The organism is Pseudomonas sp. GNP012 (assembly GCF_054343835.1).
In genome coordinates this window covers 5,124,070-5,144,450 of the sequence record NZ_JBTGUU010000001.1, presented here as the reverse complement: position 1 = coordinate 5,144,450, position 20,381 = coordinate 5,124,070, and the positions used below count along the sequence as shown (strand labels likewise).

Below are 20,381 nucleotides of genomic sequence, written 5' to 3'. Positions count from 1 at the left end.
TCACAACTGCTGCGCCAACACCTCAACCTGCTCCTGCCGCTCCGCCTGATTCAACTTCGCATGCGGATTCAACGACGACCACTGCGGATGCGCCCGAGCCTTGTTCAAAGCCTCGGGCAGTTTGCCTTCGCGCCAACTCTTTTCCTGAGGCGTGGCCACCTGGATGCTGTCCATCGCCGCATGCCCACGGGCGTTCAGCGCTTGCAGCAATTGCCGCTGGCGCAGCGCCAACAGGCGCAGCACGTTGTCATCCACCGTCAGTTCGCGCTGGCCCTTGATCTTGCCCAGCAAGCGGCTGCCATAACTGCGTGCGGTTTGCAGGGCGCCACCTGCGATGGCGCCGGCCAGTGCAGCGGCACCGAGCGTAATCCCACCCACCAGCAAATCGACCCCGGCCCCGGCAGCGGCGCCTGCGGCAATTCCACCACCGACGCGCACACCCAGTTGCTTGAGGGTTTCCGGGTTGAACAGGTCATCGCCCCAACGGCCATCGAGCAACGGCAAATCACTGGCCGCGGCATCCTGTGGGCGGAAGGCGTAGAGCTTGAGCAGGGCCTCGACGCAACGCTGCTCACGCTGGCGTACGGCTTTGCGCAATTCGCTGATCGCCTGTTGTTCCTGCTCGGCTTCACTGACCACGCTGCGCCGGCAAGCCGCGCAATCGATCAGCAACTCGGCAATCAATCGCTCCGCGCTTTGCTGGCGAGCCAGACGCTGGGCCTGCTGATCGGCGATCAGGCGCTCGAGTTGCGGCCTGGCAGCTTCCAGCAGCAGGGCGAGACTTTCATAGAGTCGACGCTCGCCGTCTTCCGGCGGCGCGACACTGTCGAAACGCACCAGGGCATGCAAGCCCAGACGCGCGAGCGCTTCACGCCAGGCCGGTTCGCGGTGGTTGGCGCTGCTGACGAAATTCAGCACCGGCAGCAAGGGTTTGCCGCAACTGGCCAACACTTCCAGCTCGTCGCGATACTTGGCCAGCACCGGCTCACGGGCGTCGATCACATAGAGACCGGCATCCGACGCCAGCAACTGGCGCAGCACCTTGGCTTCCTGTTCGAAGCGTTGCCGGGCTTCGCTGCCCTCCAGGAAACGCGCCAGGCGTGCCGGACCGTCGAGGCGTTCACCCGGGCGTTCCAGGCGTTCGAGGTAATCGAGCAGGGCGATGGCGTCTTCCAGGCCAGGGGTGTCGTAGAGGTCGAGCAGTGGCTCGCCGTCCACCGAAAGACGGGCACCTTCGACGTGCCGCGTGGTGCTGGGGCGATGGGACACCTCACCGAAGCCGACGTCGCGGGTCAGGGTGCGCAACAACGAGGTTTTACCGACGTTGGTGTGACCGACCACGGCGAGTTTCAGAGGCTGCTTCCTGGTGTCAGTCATGACCCGTCTCCAGCCAGTTCATCGGTGCACAATCGGCAAACGGCAACTCAAGCTGTTGCAGCGCCATGTGCCAGTCGCCCAGGCGCTCGGCGTCCAGCGCTTCACCGGGCGGCGCCTGCAACAACCAAACGCGGGAGGCGCTGGCGCTGCGGGCCAGTTCGGCAATCAAGGCCAGGCTGCCGCGATCCGGTGAACGCCGTGGATCGCAGGCGATGGCCAGGCGTGCCGGGGGAAAGCGGCTCAGTTGTTCGAGGAGTTTGTGCCGCGACTCGCGACTGTCGAGGATGCCGGCGTTGCTCACGCTTTTCGGCAATGACGGTGGCCACGGGCGTTGGTCGTCCAGTTCGATGGCGACCAACAGTGCACCGTTGCTTTGCTGCTCGGTCACACCGCTTTCCACGCGGTGCAGTTGCGCCGGTGCCGCATCGCTGACGCCGAGGCGCTCGCTGGTGGGCATCAAGCGTTCACGCAGTTGCGCGTAACCGGGCAGGTTCAAATCCAGGCGCAGCGCCGTTTGCCCTGTCTTCCAGCGCCACAGGCAAAACAGTGCGAGCAGCAGGCGCGGCAAAACGCCGTAGACCAGCAGTACGCCCACCAGCCAGGCGGCCCAGGCCTGGCGGGCGCTTTCGATGTTCAGTGCGGCATCGCCACTGGCGCGGATCATCTCCACGGTCGGCACGCTGAAGCCAAGCAGGGCCGGCAACGCACCCAGCGCCTGAGTGACGGCGATAAAGGTGTCGGCACCGAGGATCGTGGTTTCCCAGACAAAGCCGTAGCGCCGGGTCGCCATCAACATCAGCAGGATCACCAGCGCGCTGAGCATCGCCAGCAACCACAGGCTGTTGACCAGCACACCGATGGCCCAGCGATTGAGTTTCTGCCGTTGCAGTAACAGGAGCAGGGCGGGGGCCAACTGCGCGGCTTTGGCGTCCCGTGCGAGTTTTTCACTGAGCCATAGCCACAGGCGTCCGAGGCTGGCGCCGTGTTCGCCGACAAACACTAATCCCAGGGCCCAACTCAGCAACAGGACCAGATTGAGCCCGAGCAGGCTGCCCAAGGCCCAGAACACATTCACCGGGTGCAGGCCGTCGCCCATAGCCGCGAAGGCCAGGCCGGCGCCGCTGATCACGGCCAGTACCGCCAACACCAACAGCGCCAGCCGTGAGCCTTGCAGCCAGTGTTTGAGGGCTGCAGTCAGGCCATCGCGTTCAGCCAGCCACAGGGCGCGGCGTTGAATGCGCGTCGGCAAATCGCCGCCGGCGCTGCGGGCCAGTCGGTTGGCTTCCAGGTCTTCCAGGGGGCCTGCATGTTCTTCGCGCAGGCGGATGGTTTCTGTCAGCCAGAGGGTATTGAGTTCAGTCACGCGGCATCCCGTCGCTTAAATGAGCTGTGAGCATAACCGCTGTGGCGCTTATCGGCGAAAGCGAGGCTCTGGTATCCTCGCCGGCATGACTAAATCACTCCCCCTCAGCCTGATTGCAGCCCTCGGTGAAAACCGTGTGATCGGCGTCGACAACAGCATGCCCTGGCACTTGCCGGGGGACTTCAAATATTTCAAGGCCACCACCCTCGGCAAGCCGATCATCATGGGGCGCAAGACCTGGGATTCCCTCGGTCGTCCGCTGCCGGGCCGCCTGAACATCGTGGTCAGTCGCCAGGCGGATCTGCAGCTCGAAGGCGCGGAGGTTTATCCGTCGCTGGAAGCCGCCGTCGTTCGCGCCGAAGCATGGGCGAAGGAGCAGGGCGTCGATGAGTTGATGCTGATTGGCGGCGCGCAGTTGTATGCGCAAGGGCTGGCGCAGGCTGACCGGCTGTACCTGACCCGTGTGGCGCTGAGCCCGGAAGGGGATGCGTGGTTTCCGGAGTTTGATTTGAAGGAATGGAAACTGGTGTCGGATGTGCTGAATCCGGCGGAAGGTGACAAGCCGGCGTACACATTTGAGGTTTGGGAAAAAGCCTAAAAGCATCGCGAGCAGGCTCGCTCCCACAGTGGGCTTGAGGTGAAACACAGATTGTGTAAACACCCAAAATCCCTGTGGGAGCGAGCCTGCTCGCGATAGCGGTCTATCAGACGCTACTTAAGCCTGCGCCAACGCCGAATGCTCATCCGCATCCAGCAACTGTTTATCAGTCTGCTGCATCACCTGACTGGTGATCGCCCCGGCCGTCATCGAACCACTCACATTCAGCGCTGTACGCCCCATATCAATCAGCGGCTCGACCGAAATCAGCAACGCCACCAGTGACACCGGCAAGCCCATCGCCGGCAGTACGATCAACGCGGCAAAGGTCGCACCCCCACCGACACCGGCCACACCGGCCGAGCTCAGCGTCACAATCGCCACCAGCGTCGCGATCCACAATGGGTCCAGCGGGTTGATGCCCACGGTCGGCGCCACCATCACCGCCAACATCGCCGGGTACAGACCGGCACAGCCGTTCTGGCCAATGGTCGCGCCGAACGAAGCGGCGAAACTGGCGATGGACTGCGGGATGCCCAAACGGCTGGTCTGCGCTTCGATGCTCAGCGGAATCGTCGCTGCGCTGGAACGGCTGGTGAAGGCAAACGTCAGCACTGGCCAGATCTTGCGGAAGAACCGCAGCGGGTTGATCCCGGCGGCCGACACCAGCACGCCATGCACCACGAACATCAGGCCCAGGCCGATGTAGGACACCACCACGAAACTGCCGAGCTTGATGATGTCTTGCAGGTTGGAACCGGCGACCACTTTGGTCATCAGCGCCAACACGCCGTACGGGGTCAGCTTCATCACCAGGCGCACCAGACGCATCACCCAGGCTTGCAGGGTGTCGATGGCGTTGATCACTTTCTGACCTTTCTCGGCATCATCCTTGAGCAGTTGCAGCGCCGCGACCCCCAGGAACGCAGCGAAAATCACCACGCTGATGATCGACGTCGGCTTGGCCCGCGCCAGGTCTGCGAAGGGGTTTTGCGGAATGAACGACAGCAGCAGCTGAGGCACATTCAGGTCGGCGACCTTGCCGGCGTAATCGGTCTGGATGGTTTGCAGGCGCGCCATTTCCTGAGTGCCGGCCACCAGGCCTTCGGCGGTCAGGCCGAACAGGTTGGTCAGGCCGATGCCGATCAACGCCGCGATGGCCGTGGTGAACAGCAGCGTGCCGATGGTCAGGAAGCTGATCTTGCCCAACGACGACGCGTTGTGCAGGCGGGCCACGGCGCTGAGGATCGAGGCGAACACCAGCGGGATCACGATCATTTGCAGCAGCTGCACATAGCCGTTGCCCACCAGGTCGAACCAGCCGATCGAGGCTTTCAGCACTGGGTTGCCGGCACCGTAGACAGTGTGCAACGCCACACCGAACGCCACGCCCAACACCAGCGCGAGCAGGACTTTTTTCGCCAGGCTCCATGTCGTGTGGCGGGTTTGCGCCAGGCCGAAGAGCAGGGCGAGGAACACCAGCAGATTGAGGATCAGCGGCAGATTCATGAAGACTCCGATAAGACTTGTGCCGGTTGCACCCTTGGGCAACCGCGAACCGGCAAGCCTAACAGCTTGAAAACTAATGAATTAATATCAAAAACGTATGATATCCGTCGCTTTTGGAATAAGCGGATGTCGCTGTCAGAAATGCAACTGGCGCGAAAGGGACGCGGACGGTCGCTGACAGACGAGGACTGTCACACTTATTTGTTAGCGTCGATCTCTTTCACATTCAGGGAGAAACGCCAATGAAGTTCGCACCGAAATTACTCGCTGCAGCACTTTGCCTGGGCCTTGCCGGCCAGGTTTTCGCAACGGATCTGAAACACTGGCCAGCCGATCAGGCCAAGGCGCTGGACGCGATGATCGCCGCCAACGCCAACAAGGGTAACTACGCGGTGTTCGACATGGACAACACCAGTTACCGCTACGACCTCGAAGAGTCGTTGCTGCCGTTCATGGAGAACAAGGGCCTGATCACCCGCGACAAGCTCGATCCCTCCCTGAAACTGATGCCTTTCAAGGACACTGCCGACCACAAGGAAAGCCTGTTCAGCTACTACTACCGCCTCTGCGAGCTCGACGACATGGTTTGCTATCCATGGGTCGCCCAGGTCTTCTCCGGCTTTACCCTCAAGGAACTCAAGGGCTACGTCGACGAGATGATGGCGTCCGGCAAGCCGGTGCCGGCGACTTATTACGAAGGCGACGTGGTCAAGAAGCTCGACGTCAACCCGCCGAAAATCTTCACCGGCCAGCAAGAGCTGTACAACAAACTGATGGAGAACGGCATCGAGGTCTACGTGATGACCGCCGCCTCCGAAGAACTGGTGCGCATGGTCGCGGCCGATCCGAAGTACGGCTACAACGTCAAGCCGCAGAACGTGATCGGCGTGTCGTTGCTGCTCAAGGACCCGAAGACGGGCGAACTGACCACCGCGCGCAAGCAGATCACTGACGGCAAATATGACGAGAAGGCCAACCTCGGCCTCGAGCTGACCCCGTACCTGTGGACCCCGGCAACCTGGATGGCCGGCAAGCAGGCGGCGATCCTGACCTACATCGATCAGTGGAAAAAACCGGTGCTGGTGGGCGGCGATACCCCGAGCAGCGACGGCTACATGCTGTTCCACAGTGTTGACGTGGCCAAGGGCGGCATCCACCTGTGGGTCAACCGCAAGGACAAGTACATGACCCAGATCCAGGGCATGATGGCCAAGAACGCCGCGGCCCAGGCCAAGGAAGGCTTGACGGTGACTGCCGACAAGAACTGGGTGGTCGTGAAGCCTGAAGAAATTCAATAAGACCGAGTCGCCCCCATCGCGAGCAAGCTCGCTCCCACAAAGATCTCGGGTGAAACACAGACTGTGTGAACACCGTAGATCCCCTGTGGGAGCGAGCTTGCTCGCGATGAGGCCAGTCGGTGCAATGAAAGCCTTTGTCTGATCGACATCTCCTGACAGTCACAACCTACGCATTCTTGCGTAAGGGACTACGACTACGCCAGAATCCGCCGGCTTGTGCGCCTGGGGGGCGGCTTCTATCGTTTCCGCGTCACTGAACATCAGTGATCGGGGTTGGTAGCCCGTGTTCACCTCGGCGCATTGCGCCACCCTTTGCAGGGTTCGTTTCTGTCTCTGCTCATATGGTGGCCATGCGCAGGGCATCTTCGGACGCGCCGGGTTCCTGGTGACCGGTCTACCAACCTGCGTATGGCCGCCACCCTTCGTTTGGTAGCGAGGGTGATGGCTCCTTTTTCTCACCCGGAGTTCCATCAAATGTTGAAAGTTACTCCCGATCCTCCCGATTGCGACAACCTCTCCGCCCGCATCAACGCCACCCCGCGTAAACCCAGCCAAACATTCGTCATCGCACCGGGCCTCGACACCGAAACCCTGTTGGCCCACGCCTGCGAATCCCTCGCCTCGGCCAATGTCATGGCCAGCGATTTCGCCGGACTGCTCGAAGGCTCTCAACGCAGCACGATGCTGGGGATCGCCCAGGTCATCATGCTGGGCGAACTGGCGGTGAACCAGGCGCTCGATAACCTCGATCCGCAGGAATAATGGAAACGCAGTTAACTGTAGGAGCGAGCTTGCTCGCGATGGTCGTTAACGATGACGCGTTCTTTCTGGTTTAACGTGTCGTCCTTGCTTCCATCGCGAGCAAGCTCGCTCCTACAGTGGATCTGTGAAAACAAAAATGCCCCGCACTTGGCGGGGCATTTTTTGAGTATTCCCAATGTAGTGTGGGAATACTCATGTGGCGAGGGGGCTTGCCCCCGTTGGGTTGCGAAGCGACCCCCTGGGGCTTCAGGCCAATCGAGTCGTCAGGATTTACGACTGCTTCGCAGCCGAACGGGGGCAAGCCCCCTCGCCACAGACTTACAGCCCGTCAAGCATCGCCTTGTTACGCACCGCACCCTTGTCGGCGCTGGTCGCCAGCAGGGCGTAGGCTTTCAGTGCGGTGGTCACTTTACGTGGACGCACTTCCACCGGCTTCCAGCCTTTCTTGTCCTGCTCGACCCGGCGTGCGGCCAGTTCTTCGTCGCTGACCAACAGGTTGATCGAGCGGTTCGGAATGTCGATCAGCACCTTGTCGCCGTCCTGCACCAGGCCGATTGCGCCGCCGGCAGCCGCTTCAGGCGAAGCGTGGCCGATGGACAGGCCCGAGGTGCCGCCGGAGAAACGGCCGTCGGTGAGCAGGGCGCAGGCTTTGCCCAGGCCTTTGGATTTCAGGTACGAAGTCGGGTAGAGCATTTCCTGCATGCCCGGGCCGCCTTTCGGGCCTTCGTAGCGAATGATGACGATGTCGCCTTCCTTCACTTCGTCGGCAAGGATGCCGCGTACGGCGCTGTCCTGGCTTTCGAAGATCTTTGCGTTGCCTTCGAAGACGTGGATCGACTCGTCGACGCCAGCGGTTTTCACCACGCAGCCGTCCAGGGCGATGTTGCCGTAGAGAACAGCCAGGCCGCCTTCTTTCGAGTAAGCGTGCTCGACACTGCGGATGCAGCCGTTTTCACGGTCGTCGTCCAGGGTTTCCCAACGGGTCGACTGGCTGAACGCGGTTTGCGTCGGGATACCCGCCGGACCGGCCTTGAAGAAGTGGTGAACCGCTTCGTCGTTGGTCTGGGTGATGTCCCACTTGGCGATGGCTTCTTCCATGCTGCGGCTGTGCACGGTCGGCAGCTGGGTGTGCAGCAGGCCGCCACGGGCCAGCGAACCGAGGATGCTGAAGATACCGCCAGCGCGGTGCACGTCTTCCATGTGGTACTTCTGGATGTTCGGCGCGACCTTGCACAGTTGCGGCACGTGGCGGGACAGACGGTCGATGTCGCGCAGGTCGAAATCGATCTCGGCTTCCTGGGCGGCGGCCAGCAAGTGCAGGATGGTGTTGGTGGAACCGCCCATGGCGATGTCCAGGGTCATGGCGTTTTCGAAGGCCTGGAAGTTGGCGATGTTGCGCGGCAACACCGACTCGTCGTTCTCGCCGTAGTAACGCTTGCACAGCTCGACGATGGTGCGGCCGGCCTGCAGGAACAGCTGCTCGCGGTCGCTGTGGGTGGCCAGGGTCGAACCGTTGCCCGGCAAGGCCAGGCCCAGCGCTTCAACCAGGCAGTTCATCGAGTTGGCGGTGAACATGCCGGAGCACGAACCGCAGGTCGGGCAGGCGCTGCGCTCGTACTCGGCGACTTTCTCGTCAGAAGCGCTGGAGTCGGCGGCGATCACCATGGCGTCGACCAGATCGAGGCCGTGGGAGGCGAGTTTGGTCTTGCCGGCTTCCATCGGGCCGCCGGAGACGAAGATCACCGGGATGTTCAGGCGCAGGGCGGCCATCAGCATGCCAGGGGTGATCTTGTCGCAGTTGGAAATGCACACGATGGCGTCGGCGCAGTGGGCGTTGACCATGTACTCGACGGAGTCGGCGATGATCTCGCGGCTCGGCAGCGAATACAGCATGCCGTCGTGGCCCATGGCGATGCCGTCATCGACAGCGATGGTGTTGAATTCCTTGGCCACGCCGCCAGCGCGTTCGATCTCGCGGGCGACCAGTTGCCCCAGGTCCTTGAGGTGCACGTGGCCCGGTACGAACTGGGTGAACGAGTTGGCAATGGCGATGATCGGCTTCTTGAAGTCGTCATCTTTCATCCCCGTGGCGCGCCACAGTGCGCGGGCGCCGGCCATGTTACGGCCGTGGGTGGATGTTTTCGAGCGGTAATCAGGCATGAAGCACTCCGGGCGGCAAATCAGGTATCAAAAGGGAAGTGAGCTTCTATTGACGTCTGGAACACTCAGAAATGGCCGCGTGTCCGGAAGTTGCCGATAACTTTGCGGGATCGCCGCGCGCTTCAGCTTGAGCTCATAAACCCGCCGGGGATGACTGGCGATGAATGTTCGCGATTCTACACGGCTGGCGGCTGGAGGGAATGCCTGCAAACCTGGAGGTAGCATTCACAAGACGTGCGGGCGCGTTTTCTGTAGGAGCGAGCTTGCTCGCGATGAGCCTGAGAACGCCGCGGGGTACCAGGTTTCCCGCGTTATCGTTGACGACCATCGCGAGCAGGCTCGCTCCTACAGTGATTTGTGCATCAGAGCCAGATGGCGTCCCAGAGTGGGTAGCCGCCGATATGGTCGACGAGGCCTGCGCGTAGGGGGTTGGTGATGATGTATCGGGCAATGGCTTTCAGATCTTCCTCGCGACGCAGGGCTCGGTCGAAGTAGCCCTTTTGCCATACAGGAGCATGTAGGTCCCGTTGCTGATTGATGAGGCGTGTGCAGCGAGATTTGGTGGCTTGCACCAGTTTCGGTAAATCACCGTTGTGCAATTCAATCAGCCAGTGGAAGTGATCCGGCATGACTACCCAGGCTATAGACGTGGCATGGCAGGCTTCCTGAGCCCTTCTGAACTCGTGCACCAAAAAGCGGCCAGTGCGCCAATCCTGGAAGAATGGTTGTCGTTCATGGGTGACAGCGGTCAGGTGATAGATGCGACCGGATTGCGAGTGCCGACCTGTGCGTAATCGATGGGCTTTCGGCGTGTTGGACATTCCGTTGTCCTCTTCGGTGATGGGAAGAGAAAACGGTAGGCGTGGTGTGGGAAGTTGTCGCTTCGGCAGTGGATCAGGATGTGTCCTGCACCTGTAGGAGCGAGCCTGCTCGCGATGAAATCAAAGACGCTGCGGGGTATCAGGTTCCCCGCGTTATCGTTGACGACCATCGCGAGCAAGCTCGCTCCTACAGTCAGTGCCCTATCCGGGCATTCGTCAGCAACCCCCAAAGGCTGAGGGTGATGAAACCAACAGCAATGGTCATCAGCAAATTGTCCCCGGTTTGTGCGAGCGCAGCGCTGCTGACCGCGGCGGTGATGAACATAATGCTATTGCCTGCAGATGCTGCCGTTCCGGCGCTGCTTGAGAACAGCAACATGGCTGCGGAAATTGCGGCAGGTCGCACAAGGGTGACCGCCAGAGCACTGATTAGCATCGGTATGAGCAGGGTGATAGTTGTCATCACCTCATAATTGACGATCAATGCTAACAACACACCGGCGGCACCCAGCAATCCGAGCCCGATGTTGATTTGTAGTGTGAGGGAGATGCGTTTCTGCACGGCGCCGGCAATTACTCCACCAAGGAAATAGGCCAACCCATACAACATAAGCACCAGCGCGTACTGGTATTCGGATAACTTGAACTCATCCATGAAAATCAGCGGCGTCACGCTGATCAATGCGAAGTAACAGGCAAACACTAACGCGGCAATCCACCAGTAGCGGATGAAGTCTCGATTTCCAACAATGGATTTCAGCGTACGCAGAACGGAAACCGGTGTTCTTTGATGGCTGACTGCTTTGGATGGCAGTATTACTTGGGCATGGATAAACATGCCGAGCGCCATGAGCGCAAAACCATAAAAACTTCCCTGCCAATCGAACGTGGTTTGCAACCATGATCCCAATAACGGCGACAGTGCAACAAAGGAGCCGCTCAGTGTCATGTAATAAATTCGCACTCGGGCCCGATCCTGTTCTTCGAACAAGTCCTCCACCAGTGCATGACCCAGTACAAAGAAACCACACCCGATTGCCTGGATGGCGCGAAATAGCAGGAAGCCCGGATAGTCTGTAGCCAGCACGCACCCTATCGAGCCGAGCGTAGAAACAACGATGCACCCAAGAAGAACTTCCTTGCGGCCACACTTATCCGAGAGCGGGCCAGTTATTAATTGAGAAATCGCAAAAACCAGCGTGAACAGGCTGGTGGATAGGGCGATTTCTGCGGTTGAAGTATTGAACTCCCCGGCCAAGGCAGGAAAAGAAGGCAGGAGGATATTCAGCGGGAAAAAACTGATCAACGAGATATTGGTAATGAGGATAAAGCGGGAGGCCCGTTTGCGTTTCAGGTCGCTACTTAGAGCTGGGTAAGAGGACTCAGACATTATTTTTTTTCCGGAGTGATCAAGCGTTCGTGCTTGAAACCAGAAACCGATACTAGTCTGGGACGCAGGGAGTTCAATCAAAAGCGCTGTAGGAGGCTTCCTGTTTTGATGCCGGGAACCTCTGTAGGAGCGAGCCTGCTCGCGATGGACCCGAGAACACCGCGGGGCGCCAGGCTTCCCGCGTTATCGTTGACGTCCATCGCGAGCAAGCTCGCTCCTACATTGGTTTGCGTTTTAGCTGTTTGGCAACAACCGGCAAGTAATGCTCTTGATGTACCGAGTCTCGGCAATCGCCGGATGCACCGGATGATCCGGCCCCTGGCCGCCGCGTTCCAGCATCTGGATATTGCGGTCCAGGTGACGGGCGCTGGTCAGCAGGATGTTCTGCAGGTCGTCTTCCGGCAGGTGCATCGAGCAGGATGCGCTGACCAGGATGCCGTCCTTGGTGAGCAGGCGCATGGCTTGCTCGTTCAGGCGGCGGTAGGCGCCTTCGCCGTTTTTCATGTCTTTCTTGCGTTTGATGAACGCTGGCGGGTCGGCCACGATCACGTCGAAGCGTTCTTCGCTGGCTTTCAGTTCTTTGAGGGCTTCGAACACGTCGCCTTCGATGCAGGTCATTTTCTCGGCGAAGCCGTTCAGCGCGGCGTTGCGCTCGACGCCGTCAAGGGCGAAGGCCGAGGCGTCGACGCAGAACACTTCGCTGGCGCCGAACGCGGCAGCCTGCACGCCCCAGCCGCCGATGTAGCTGTACAGGTCCAGCACGCGTTTGCCTTTGGCGTACGGTGCCAGGCGTGCGCGGTTCATGCGGTGGTCGTAGAACCAGCCGGTTTTCTGGCCCTGGATGACCGGCGCTTCGAATTTCACGCCGTTCTCTTCCAGTGCGACCCACTCCGGCACCAGGCCGAACACGGTTTCGACGTAGCGGGTGAGGCCTTCGGCGTCACGGGCGGCGGAGTCGTTCTTGAACAGGATGCCGCTTGGCTTGAGCACTTGGGTCAGCGCCGCGATCACGTCGTCTTTATGGGCTTCCATGGTCGCCGAAGCGATCTGCACCACCAGGATGTCGCCGAAACGGTCGACCACCAGGCCTGGCAGCAGGTCGGAGTCGCCGTAGACCAGGCGATAGAACGGCTTGTCGAACAGGCGCTCGCGCAGGGACAGTGCCACGTTCAGGCGGTGCACCAGCAGCGATTTGTCCAGCGGCAGCTTGATGTCGCGCGACAGCACACGGGCGCAGATCAGATTGTTCGGGCTCATGGCAACGATGCCCAGCGGCTTGCCGCCGGCGGCTTCGAGGATCGCCTGGTCGCCGGCCTTGAAACCGTGCAAAGGCGTAGCGGCTACATCGATTTCGTTGCTGTAGACCCACAAGTGACCGTTGCGCAGACGACGGTCGGCGTTGGCTTTGAGGCGCAGGCTAGGCAGGGACATGTCGTCGCTCCGGAAAAAAGAGCGGGAGTATAGCGTGTTGAGACCCCGGATTGGCCTGCAAGTGGACATGTGGCGAGGGTTGTCTTGCGATTTGGTATGTCGGATCCAACTTCATAAAGGTTAGAATCGTCGTCTGACCCAGAGTGTGTACTTATGTCCCAAGAGCTGACTTCCGAACAGATCCAACAAGCCCTGCAGGGCATCAGCGTACCGGCCCAACCGCAGATCATGGTGGATTTGCAGATGGAGCAGTACATGCCCGACCCGGATCTGGAAGTCATTGCCAAGCTGATATCCCAGGATCCGGGCCTTTCCGGTTCCCTGCTGAAGATCGTCAATTCGCCGTATTACGGGCTGAGCAACAAGATTGCCTCTATCCAGCGCGCGGTCAATCTGCTGGGCAGCCGCTCGGTCATCAACCTGATCAATGCGCAGTCGATCAAGGGCGAGATGAATGACGACACCATTGTCACCCTGAACCGTTTCTGGGACACCGCTCAGGACGTGGCCATGACCTGCCTGACCCTGGCCAAGCGCATCGGCGTTGAAAATGGCGACGAAGCCTATGCCCTGGGCCTGTTCCACGATTGCGGCGTGCCCTTGATGCTCCAGCGTTTCCCCGACTACATGGGCGTTCTGGAGCAGGCCTATGCCAATGCCAGCGCCGAATGCCGGGTGGTGGACACGGAGAATCAGGTGTTCAATACCAATCACTCGGTGGTCGGCTATTACACGGCCAAGTCCTGGCGTCTGCCGGAGCACGTGAGCGCGGCGATCGCCAATCACCACAATGCCTTGGCGGTATTCAGCGATGAGACTTCGCGCAACAGTTCGTTGAAGAACCTGTTGGCGATCCTGAAAATGGCCGAGCACATTTGCGCGTCGCATCGGGTGCTGGGCAACCAGGCCGAAGATCACGAGTGGAACAGCATCGCGCCGCTGGTGCTCGATTATGTCGGCCTCTCGGACTACGACTTCGAGACCCTCAAGCAGACGATCCGCGACCTCGGCACTCATCGCTGAGTGTCGGACCTTTTCAGGCCATGCGCCTGATCCGAGAGCACCATGCCTGAATTGCCAGAAGTCGAAACCACCCGTCGCGGCATCGCGCCGTACCTGGAAGGCCAGCGCGTCAGCCGGGTGATCGTGCGTGATCGCCGTCTGCGCTGGCCGATCCCCGAGGACCTCGATGTGCGCCTGTCCGGCCAGCGCATCGTATTGGTGGAGCGGCGCGCCAAGTACCTGCTGATCAACGCCGAAGTCGGCACTTTGATCAGCCATTTGGGCATGTCAGGCAACTTGCGTCTGGTGGAGGCCGGATTGCCGGCTGCCAAGCATGAGCATGTGGACATCGAACTGGAGTCGGGCCTGGCCCTGCGTTACACCGACCCGCGGCGCTTCGGCGCCATGCTCTGGAGCCTCGATCCGCTCAATCACGAATTGCTGATTCGCCTGGGGCCGGAACCGCTGACCGACCTGTTCGACGGCGAGCGCCTGTTCCAGCAGTCCCGTGGTCGTTCGATGGCGGTCAAGCCGTTCATCATGGATAACGCGGTGGTGGTGGGCGTCGGCAATATCTATGCGACCGAAGCGTTGTTCGCCGCTGGAATCGACCCGCGCCGCGAAGCCAAGAGCATTTCCCGTGCGCGGTATTTGAAACTGGCCATCGAGATCAAGCGCATCCTGGCGGCCGCCATCGAGCGCGGCGGTACCACGCTGCGGGACTTTATCGGGGGTGACGGTCAGCCTGGCTATTTCCAGCAGGAACTGTTCGTGTACGGCCGTGGTGGCGAACACTGCAAGGTCTGTGGCACGGGGCTGCGGGAAGTGAAGCTCGGGCAGCGCGCCAGTGTTTTTTGCCCGCATTGTCAGAGCTGATCGTCAATTATAGCTTCAGTGAGGCTGATGACGCTTTCGCGAGCAAGCCCGCTCCCACAGGGGATTGGTGTACGGCGCAGATCCCCTGTGGGAGCGGGCTTGCTCGCGAAGAGGCCCGAAAGAGCGCTGAAAGCCTGAAAATCAAGCCTTACCGGTAATCTTCCGGTATTTCTCCATCAACTGTTCTTCAGTCTCCGGATGGGCTTCGTCCAGTGGAATGCAATCCACCGGGCAGACCTGCTGGCACTGCGGTTCGTCGTAGTGGCCGACACACTGGGTGCACAGGTTCGGGTCGATCACGTAGATCTCTTCGCCCTGGGAAATGGCGGCGTTCGGGCACTCGGGTTCGCAGACGTCGCAGTTGATGCAATCGTCGGTGATGATCAGGGACATGCTAACTCCAGCCGGGGCGGCAGGCCCGGGCGCAATAAACCAATGCGTACAATTGTGCCGCATTGGCGCCCGTGTTGCACGCAGGTGCGACGCACTGTAGGAGCCAGCCTGCTGGCGATGAAGCCGAGAGCGCCGCGGGGTGTCAGGTTTCCCGCGTTATCGTTGACGTCCATCGCGAGCAGGCTCGCTCCCACAGTGGCGGGGGTTATTTCTTGAAGCGCTCGGTCAGGGCGTCCGCCACCGCAGGGTGTACGAACTTGGTGATATCGCCACCCAGGGCCGCAATTTCACGGACCAGCGTCGAGGAGATGAACGAATAACGCTCGGACGGGGTCAGGAACAGGCTTTCCACATCCGGCGCCAGTTGGCGGTTCATGTTGGCCAGCTGGAATTCGTATTCGAAGTCCGACACCGCGCGCAAGCCACGCAGGAACACGTTGGCATTCTGCTCTTTGGCGAAATGCGCCAGCAGCGTCGAGAAACCGACGACTTCTACGTTCGGCAGATGTTTAGTGACCTCGCGCGCCAGTTCCACCCGTTGTTCCAGAGGAAACAGAGGGTTTTTCTTCGGGCTGGCGGCGACGGCGATGATCACGTGATCGAACAGGCGCGAGGCGCGTTCGACCAGATCGCCATGGCCCTTGGTAATAGGGTCGAAGGTACCTGGGTACAACACTCGGTTCATCGCGTCGTCCTGGCGGGAATCCGTTGGGGAGTCGGATGGTATCGCAGCCTTCCCGGTCGGCCAAGTCGCCTGTTGGGTAAGAAAGCACTATAGACGATGGGAATAATCGTCATTTTCATGGGTTTTTTAAACGCTCGGCCAGGGAAGTTGCCAGTTGTGCCGTCAGTCCGTAGACCGACAATTGCGGATTGGCGCCAATGCTGGTGGGGAACAGCGAGCCGTCGTGGATCGACAGATTGCCCAACTGATGATGCCGGCCGAGGCTGTCGGTCACCGCGTTTGCCGGGTCCTCACCCATTGCGCAGCCACCCATCACATGGGCACTGCCCAGGCGCGTGCGGTACAGCTCCAGGCTCAGGCCGTCGATCAGCGTGCGGGCTTCAGCGAGGGTCTTCACGTAACGGGCGTCGGCGTGCATCGGCATGACGGCCTTGGCGCCACCGGCAAACTGGATCTCGGCCATGCTGTGGAATGCCCGGCGCAAGCCATCCCAGGCGTAAGGCGAGAGCTGGTAATCCAGCACCGGAGTGTCGTCGCTGCGCAATTCGACGCTGCCACCGGGGCTGTCCGGGTGAAAGCCGTCCCGCAGCAACGCCAGCATGGCGTGGGTATGGGGCAGATTGGCCATGTGCTGCGAATTCTCCTGACCGAAACCGCCAAGCAAGGTTGCGGCCAGCGCCGGATGCAATGGCGGAACCTCCAGCTTGAAGGACATCTTGCCGGTGGTGTCGTCCTGCCACTGGAAATGGTCGGAATAGATCGACTGCGGCGCACCGTAGAACGGGTTGACGACTTCATCGAACAACGCGGCGGACATGTTCACCGGGTGCAGGAACGTACGTTTGCCCAGGCGCTTGTGCGGGTCGGGTGCACCGGAACGCATCAGCAAGGCCGGGCTGTTGATGCCGCCACCGGCCAGCACGAAATGCCGTGCCTTCACCGTGATGGTGCGCCCGGTCGGTGCGACGCAGCGTTCATCCATCGCCGAACAGTGCAGGCCGGTGATTTTGTCGCCGCTGATCATGAGTTTTTCGGCTCGGGCCAGGTAAATCAGCTCACCGCCTTTTTCCAGGGTCGCCGGGATGGTGGTGACCATCATCGATTGCTTGGCGTTGGTCGGGCAGCCCATGCCGCAGTAACCGAGGTTCCAGCAGCCGCGAACGTTGCGCGGGATGACGTGCCAGCTGTATCCCAGTTCCTGGCAGCCCTTGCGGATCACATCGTTATTGGCGTTGGGCGGCACCATCCAAGGCGCGACGCCCAGGCGCTGCTCCATTTTCTCGAACCACGGCGCCATGTCCGCCGGGCTGTGACCCTTGACGTTGTGCTCTTTGGCCCAGTGTTCCAGGGTGGGTTCCGGGGTGCGGAAACTGGAGGTCCAGTTGATCAGCGTGGTGCCGCCCACCGCACGGCCCTGGAGGATGGTGATTGCACCATCCTTGCTCATGCGGCCGATGCCTTCCTGATAGAGGCTGCTGTAGGCCTGGTCTTCGAGCAGCTTGAAGTCGCTGCTGGTCTTGAGCGGGCCTTCCTCGATCAGCAGCACTTTGAAGCCGGCCGCACTGAGGATTTCGGCGGTGGTACCGCCGCCGGCACCGCTGCCGATGATCGCCACGTCTGCTTCGAGTGTCAGGTCCTGGGTCAGTTGTGAGCCGTTGTAGGTTTTCCAGCCTCGGGCCATGCCTTCGCGAAACGGATCGGGTACGGGCATCTTTGATTCTCTTTTTATTGTTGGAGTAGACGGTGAAGCGGCTGACGCTATCGCGGGCAAGCCCGCTCCCACAGGGTCGAGTCGTTCACAAAAGGTGCGGCCACCTCAAACCTGTGGGAGCGTGGCTTGCCCGCGAAGGGGGCGACTCGGTATCAGACTGTGGGCGGCCCGGGATACCCGCAATGCGCCCACGATTCCTTGCGGCCGTACCAGGCCATCATCACCAGTTGCAGCATAGAGCTGTGGCCCATGCGCAACAGGCTCAATGAGCTGTTTTCCCAACGATCGAGGAAGTGCCGGATATCGTCGGCGCTGGCGTTTTCCCAGCTGCCCCAGATTCCGGTCAACGGTCCGCGGGTGACGGCCATGCCCAGCACATCGAACAGTTGGCGGGTCAGTTTGAGCATTTCCGGCGACAGATGCGCGAGGTTGTAATCCAGGCTTTCAAGTGTGCCTTCGACAGCCTCGGGCATCCGTTCGGAGGTCACGGCGCCATCGAGCATGACCGGAATCAACGCACGCAAGAACATCAGGTCGCCGTTGCGCAGCGTGACGAAGCCATTGGCCGGGACGCTCGCCGAACAGCCGCTGAGGCTGGCGCCCAACCCTGCAGTGGCGAGAAAGGCGCTGGCGCCGAGGCTGAATTTGAGCAACCCGCGCCGTGACAGCGCGGGTGTATCGGACAGACTGGGATTCATTATTGTTATTACCCGGCGGTGATGATCGTTAGCGGATGAACAGTTTCTGGATCAGCTTCTGGATCGATTTGCCATACGGCGGGTAAATCAGTTTCGCCGCGTTGAACCGCTGTTTGATCAAGACACCCTTGGCCTTGCTGAAGGTCAGGAAGCCTTCATGGCCGTGGTAGTGGCCCATGCCCGAGGCACCGATGCCGCCGAACGGCATGTCGTCCTGGGCGACATGCAGCAGTGTGTCGTTCAGGCACACGCCGCCGGAGTGGGTCTCGTGCAGCACGCGCTGTTGTTCGCGTTTGTCGTAGCCGAAGTAATACAGCGCCAGTGGGCGCGGGCGTTGATTGATGTAGGCAAACGCCTGGTCCAGATCCTTGTACGGCACGATCGGCAGCAGCGGCCCGAATATTTCGTCCTGCATCACCGTCATCTCGTCAGTGACATTGAGCAGCACGCTATGGCTCATGCGGCGGCCCTGGCCCTGGTCGAACAGCGGCATCAGCAGCGCCCCCTTGCTGGTGGCGTCGCTGATATAGCCGTTGAGGCGGGCCAGTTGTCGCTCATTGATGATCGCGGTGTAGTCCGGGTTGTCGGCCAGCGTCGGATAAAACCCGCGGACGGCAGAGCGGTAGGCTTCGACGAAACCTCCCACGCGATCCTCCGGCACCAGCACATAGTCCGGGGCCACGCAGGTCTGGCCGGCGTTCAGGGTTTTACCGAAGGCGATGCGCTCGGCGGCGTCCTTGAGCGGTACATCGCGGGAAACTATGGCCGGGGACTTGCCGCCGAGCTCAAGGGTCACCGGGGTCAGGTTTTCCGCAGCGGCGCGCATCACGTGTTTGCCGATGCTGGTGGCGCCGGTGAACAGCAGGTGATCGAACGGCAGACGTGAAAACGCCACGCCAATGTCTGCCTCGCCAAGGACCACGCACACCAGGTCTTCGGGGAAGATGCGCGCCAGCAGTTGCTTCATCAGCAGGCCGGTCGCGGGGGTCGACTCACTGAGCTTGAGCATCACCCGGTTGCCCGCCGACAGCGCGCCGACCAACGGACCGACGGCCAGGTACAGCGGGTAGTTCCACGGCACGATGACCCCGACCACGCCCAGCGGTTGGTAAACGACTTTGGCAGAGGCGGGCTGGAATGCGACACCGACCTTGCGCCGCGAAGCTCGCATCCAGCCCTTGAGGTGTTTGCTGGCGTAATGGATGCCGTGCAGGCTGGGCATCAGTTCGGCGACCAGGGTTTCATCGGCGCTGCGATGGCTGAAGTCCTGGCTGATCGCATCGATCAAGGCCTGGCGTTCGCTGTTCAATAAATCCTTCAGGGCCTTGAGCCATTGCTGGCGCTGCGCGGCGGGCGGCATCGGGTTGGCGGCATAGGCGGCACGCTGGGCGTCGAACAGGGCCTGAAGCTCTTCCAGCGGCTGCTGTAGGTTTTGCAGGTAGGAAATATCAGCAGTCATGGTCGGCTCCGGATTTATTTTAATAAGGCACTTTTTAGAGTCTATGCTCTAAAAAGTCAAATGACATCCAGGAACAGCTTTGTTTTATCCGCTCGCGGATAGATCTAAGATGCCCGTCAACGCACTCTGAATTAAAGCTCAAGCCATGGCCCCACGGATCAAAACCAGCGAGCGCATCGTGCAGAACAGCCTGGAGCTGTTCAACCAGCAGGGCGAGCGCAGCATCAGTACCAACCACATTGCTGCCCATATGGAAATTTCCCCGGGCAACCTGTACTACCACTTCCCTAACAAGCAGGCGATCATCGCCGTGCTGTTCAGCGAGTACGAAAGCCTGGTGGACAGCTTCCTGCGCCCACCCCAGGGGCGTGCCGCCACGGTGGAAGACAAACGCTTCTATCTCAAGGAGCTGCTGTCGGCGATGTGGCGCTACCGCTTTCTGCATCGCGATCTCGAACATTTGCTCGACAGCGACCCCGAGCTGGCCGACCGCTATCGACGCTTTTCCCAGCGCTGCCTGATCCAGGGTGGGGCGATCTATGAAGGTTTTGTCGCCGCCGGCATTTTGCAGATGGACAAGGTGCAGATCGAATCCCTGACCCTCAATGCCTGGATCATCCTCACGTCCTGGGTGCGCTTCCTGTGCACCACGCGGGAGAACTCCAGCCACTTGAGCGAACAGGCCATTAAACGCGGGGTTTATCAGGTGCTGGTGCTGGAAGCCGGGTTCGTCACGGATCAGTCCCGCGATGCGGTCAAGGCCTTGTTCGAAGAGTTTTACGTGCCTCTGGCCCAGGCGCTTGAGGAAGTGCCGTAGGATCGACGTCAGATAAAAATCACAGGAGCCC

18 protein-coding genes are annotated in these 20,381 nt (G+C 60.6%); 6 read left to right on the top strand and 12 right to left on the bottom strand.

Annotated elements, in window-relative coordinates; genetic code table 11:
• Both ACXX83_RS23300 and ACXX83_RS23295 read right to left on the bottom strand, forming a co-directional pair.
• Positions 1-1,377 (bottom strand): GTPase/DUF3482 domain-containing protein, encoded by a 1,377-nt coding sequence (locus tag ACXX83_RS23300; protein WP_458549716.1) that lies wholly within the window; start codon positions 1,375-1,377, stop codon positions 1-3.
• The gene (locus tag ACXX83_RS23295) at positions 1,370-2,740 is read right to left on the bottom strand and encodes a DUF2868 domain-containing protein (protein WP_458549715.1); all 1,371 of its coding nucleotides are present in this window, start codon (positions 2,738-2,740) and stop codon (positions 1,370-1,372) included. Before ACXX83_RS23295 ends, ACXX83_RS23300 begins: the two co-directional genes overlap by 8 nt.
• Before the next feature lie 85 nt (positions 2,741-2,825).
• Here ACXX83_RS23295 and ACXX83_RS23290 point away from each other — a divergent pair, with 85 nt between their 5' ends.
• Entirely contained in the window at positions 2,826-3,338 is a 513-nt protein-coding gene (locus ACXX83_RS23290; RefSeq protein WP_458549714.1) for a dihydrofolate reductase, read from the top strand.
• 117 nt (positions 3,339-3,455) lie between these two features.
• Here ACXX83_RS23290 and ACXX83_RS23285 read toward each other — a convergent pair whose 3' ends face one another.
• Entirely contained in the window at positions 3,456-4,847 is a 1,392-nt protein-coding gene (locus ACXX83_RS23285) for an L-cystine transporter (protein ID WP_458549713.1), read from the bottom strand.
• Between the two features lie 242 nt (positions 4,848-5,089).
• Between ACXX83_RS23285 and ACXX83_RS23280 the strand changes: the two genes are divergently transcribed.
• Together ACXX83_RS23280 and ACXX83_RS23275 are read left to right on the top strand one after the other, a co-directional pair.
• Entirely contained in the window at positions 5,090-6,145 is a 1,056-nt protein-coding gene (locus tag ACXX83_RS23280; protein ID WP_015097233.1) for an HAD family hydrolase, read from the top strand.
• Positions 6,146-6,619: 474 nt separating this feature from the next.
• Positions 6,620-6,907: a DUF6124 family protein gene (locus tag ACXX83_RS23275; protein WP_102699986.1), complete on the top strand. Its 288-nt coding sequence runs from the start codon at positions 6,620-6,622 to the stop codon at positions 6,905-6,907.
• Positions 6,908-7,225: 318 nt separating this feature from the next.
• On the opposite strand, the gene ilvD is transcribed toward ACXX83_RS23275, so the two are convergent.
• The 4 genes from ilvD to ACXX83_RS23255 form a co-directional block, all read right to left on the bottom strand.
• Entirely contained in the window at positions 7,226-9,067 is a 1,842-nt protein-coding gene (gene ilvD, locus ACXX83_RS23270) for a dihydroxy-acid dehydratase (RefSeq protein ID WP_458549712.1), read from the bottom strand.
• A gap of 362 nt (positions 9,068-9,429) precedes the next feature.
• Positions 9,430-9,888 (bottom strand): REP-associated tyrosine transposase, encoded by a 459-nt coding sequence (locus ACXX83_RS23265; RefSeq protein WP_458549711.1) that lies wholly within the window; start codon positions 9,886-9,888, stop codon positions 9,430-9,432.
• A gap of 193 nt (positions 9,889-10,081) precedes the next feature.
• Positions 10,082-11,278 carry an MFS transporter gene (locus ACXX83_RS23260; protein ID WP_458549710.1) on the bottom strand — a complete coding sequence of 399 codons (1,197 nt, stop codon included), beginning with the start codon at positions 11,276-11,278 and terminating at the stop codon, positions 10,082-10,084.
• A 234-nt stretch (positions 11,279-11,512) separates the two neighbouring features.
• Complete coding sequence (locus tag ACXX83_RS23255; protein WP_007978942.1) at positions 11,513-12,709, bottom strand: class I SAM-dependent rRNA methyltransferase; 1,197 nt, start codon at positions 12,707-12,709, stop codon at positions 11,513-11,515.
• Positions 12,710-12,862: 153 nt separating this feature from the next.
• Here ACXX83_RS23255 and ACXX83_RS23250 point away from each other — a divergent pair, with 153 nt between their 5' ends.
• Together ACXX83_RS23250 and mutM are read left to right on the top strand one after the other, a co-directional pair.
• On the top strand, positions 12,863-13,732 hold the full coding sequence (locus ACXX83_RS23250) for an HDOD domain-containing protein (RefSeq protein ID WP_102699978.1): 870 nt from the start codon (positions 12,863-12,865) through the stop codon (positions 13,730-13,732).
• A gap of 42 nt (positions 13,733-13,774) precedes the next feature.
• Positions 13,775-14,587: a bifunctional DNA-formamidopyrimidine glycosylase/DNA-(apurinic or apyrimidinic site) lyase gene (mutM, locus tag ACXX83_RS23245; protein ID WP_458549709.1), complete on the top strand. Its 813-nt coding sequence runs from the start codon at positions 13,775-13,777 to the stop codon at positions 14,585-14,587.
• Positions 14,588-14,728: 141 nt separating this feature from the next.
• On the opposite strand, the gene ACXX83_RS23240 is transcribed toward mutM, so the two are convergent.
• The 5 genes from ACXX83_RS23240 to ACXX83_RS23220 all read right to left on the bottom strand — a co-directional run bounded on the left by ACXX83_RS23240 (position 14,729) and on the right by ACXX83_RS23220 (position 19,533).
• Positions 14,729-14,980: a YfhL family 4Fe-4S dicluster ferredoxin gene (locus ACXX83_RS23240; protein ID WP_003195146.1), complete on the bottom strand. Its 252-nt coding sequence runs from the start codon at positions 14,978-14,980 to the stop codon at positions 14,729-14,731.
• Positions 14,981-15,185: 205 nt separating this feature from the next.
• Positions 15,186-15,665, bottom strand: coding sequence for a pantetheine-phosphate adenylyltransferase (coaD, locus tag ACXX83_RS23235; protein WP_007975368.1), 480 nt, complete (start codon positions 15,663-15,665; stop codon positions 15,186-15,188).
• 115 nt (positions 15,666-15,780) lie between these two features.
• Positions 15,781-17,376: a GMC family oxidoreductase gene (locus tag ACXX83_RS23230; RefSeq protein WP_458549708.1), complete on the bottom strand. Its 1,596-nt coding sequence runs from the start codon at positions 17,374-17,376 to the stop codon at positions 15,781-15,783.
• Between the two features lie 152 nt (positions 17,377-17,528).
• On the bottom strand, positions 17,529-18,074 hold the full coding sequence (locus tag ACXX83_RS23225) for a twin-arginine translocation pathway signal protein (protein WP_458549707.1): 546 nt from the start codon (positions 18,072-18,074) through the stop codon (positions 17,529-17,531).
• Positions 18,075-18,102: 28 nt separating this feature from the next.
• Positions 18,103-19,533, bottom strand: coding sequence for a coniferyl aldehyde dehydrogenase (locus ACXX83_RS23220; RefSeq protein ID WP_458549706.1), 1,431 nt, complete (start codon positions 19,531-19,533; stop codon positions 18,103-18,105).
• 145 nt (positions 19,534-19,678) lie between these two features.
• Between ACXX83_RS23220 and ACXX83_RS23215 the strand changes: the two genes are divergently transcribed.
• A complete protein-coding gene (locus ACXX83_RS23215; RefSeq protein WP_458549705.1) occupies positions 19,679-20,350 on the top strand; it encodes a TetR/AcrR family transcriptional regulator in 672 nt (223 codons plus the stop codon).
• The last annotated feature ends 31 nt before the right edge of the window (positions 20,351-20,381 follow it).

Coding starts and splice junctions, on each gene's coding strand:
- ACXX83_RS23300 (WP_458549716.1), bottom strand. CDS start 1,377: ATGACTGACACCAGGAAGCAGCCTCTGAAACTCGCCGTGGTCGGTCAC.
- ACXX83_RS23290 (WP_458549714.1), top strand. CDS start 2,826: ATGACTAAATCACTCCCCCTCAGCCTGATTGCAGCCCTCGGTGAAAAC.
- ACXX83_RS23285 (WP_458549713.1), bottom strand. CDS start 4,847: ATGAATCTGCCGCTGATCCTCAATCTGCTGGTGTTCCTCGCCCTGCTC.
- ACXX83_RS23280 (WP_015097233.1), top strand. CDS start 5,090: ATGAAGTTCGCACCGAAATTACTCGCTGCAGCACTTTGCCTGGGCCTT.
- ACXX83_RS23275 (WP_102699986.1), top strand. CDS start 6,620: ATGTTGAAAGTTACTCCCGATCCTCCCGATTGCGACAACCTCTCCGCC.
- ilvD (WP_458549712.1), bottom strand. CDS start 9,067: ATGCCTGATTACCGCTCGAAAACATCCACCCACGGCCGTAACATGGCC.
- ACXX83_RS23265 (WP_458549711.1), bottom strand. CDS start 9,888: ATGTCCAACACGCCGAAAGCCCATCGATTACGCACAGGTCGGCACTCG.
- ACXX83_RS23260 (WP_458549710.1), bottom strand. CDS start 11,278: ATGTCTGAGTCCTCTTACCCAGCTCTAAGTAGCGACCTGAAACGCAAA.
- ACXX83_RS23255 (WP_007978942.1), bottom strand. CDS start 12,709: ATGTCCCTGCCTAGCCTGCGCCTCAAAGCCAACGCCGACCGTCGTCTG.
- ACXX83_RS23250 (WP_102699978.1), top strand. CDS start 12,863: ATGTCCCAAGAGCTGACTTCCGAACAGATCCAACAAGCCCTGCAGGGC.
- mutM (WP_458549709.1), top strand. CDS start 13,775: ATGCCTGAATTGCCAGAAGTCGAAACCACCCGTCGCGGCATCGCGCCG.
- ACXX83_RS23240 (WP_003195146.1), bottom strand. CDS start 14,980: ATGTCCCTGATCATCACCGACGATTGCATCAACTGCGACGTCTGCGAA.
- coaD (WP_007975368.1), bottom strand. CDS start 15,665: ATGAACCGAGTGTTGTACCCAGGTACCTTCGACCCTATTACCAAGGGC.
- ACXX83_RS23230 (WP_458549708.1), bottom strand. CDS start 17,376: ATGCCCGTACCCGATCCGTTTCGCGAAGGCATGGCCCGAGGCTGGAAA.
- ACXX83_RS23225 (WP_458549707.1), bottom strand. CDS start 18,074: ATGAATCCCAGTCTGTCCGATACACCCGCGCTGTCACGGCGCGGGTTG.
- ACXX83_RS23220 (WP_458549706.1), bottom strand. CDS start 19,533: ATGACTGCTGATATTTCCTACCTGCAAAACCTACAGCAGCCGCTGGAA.
- ACXX83_RS23215 (WP_458549705.1), top strand. CDS start 19,679: ATGGCCCCACGGATCAAAACCAGCGAGCGCATCGTGCAGAACAGCCTG.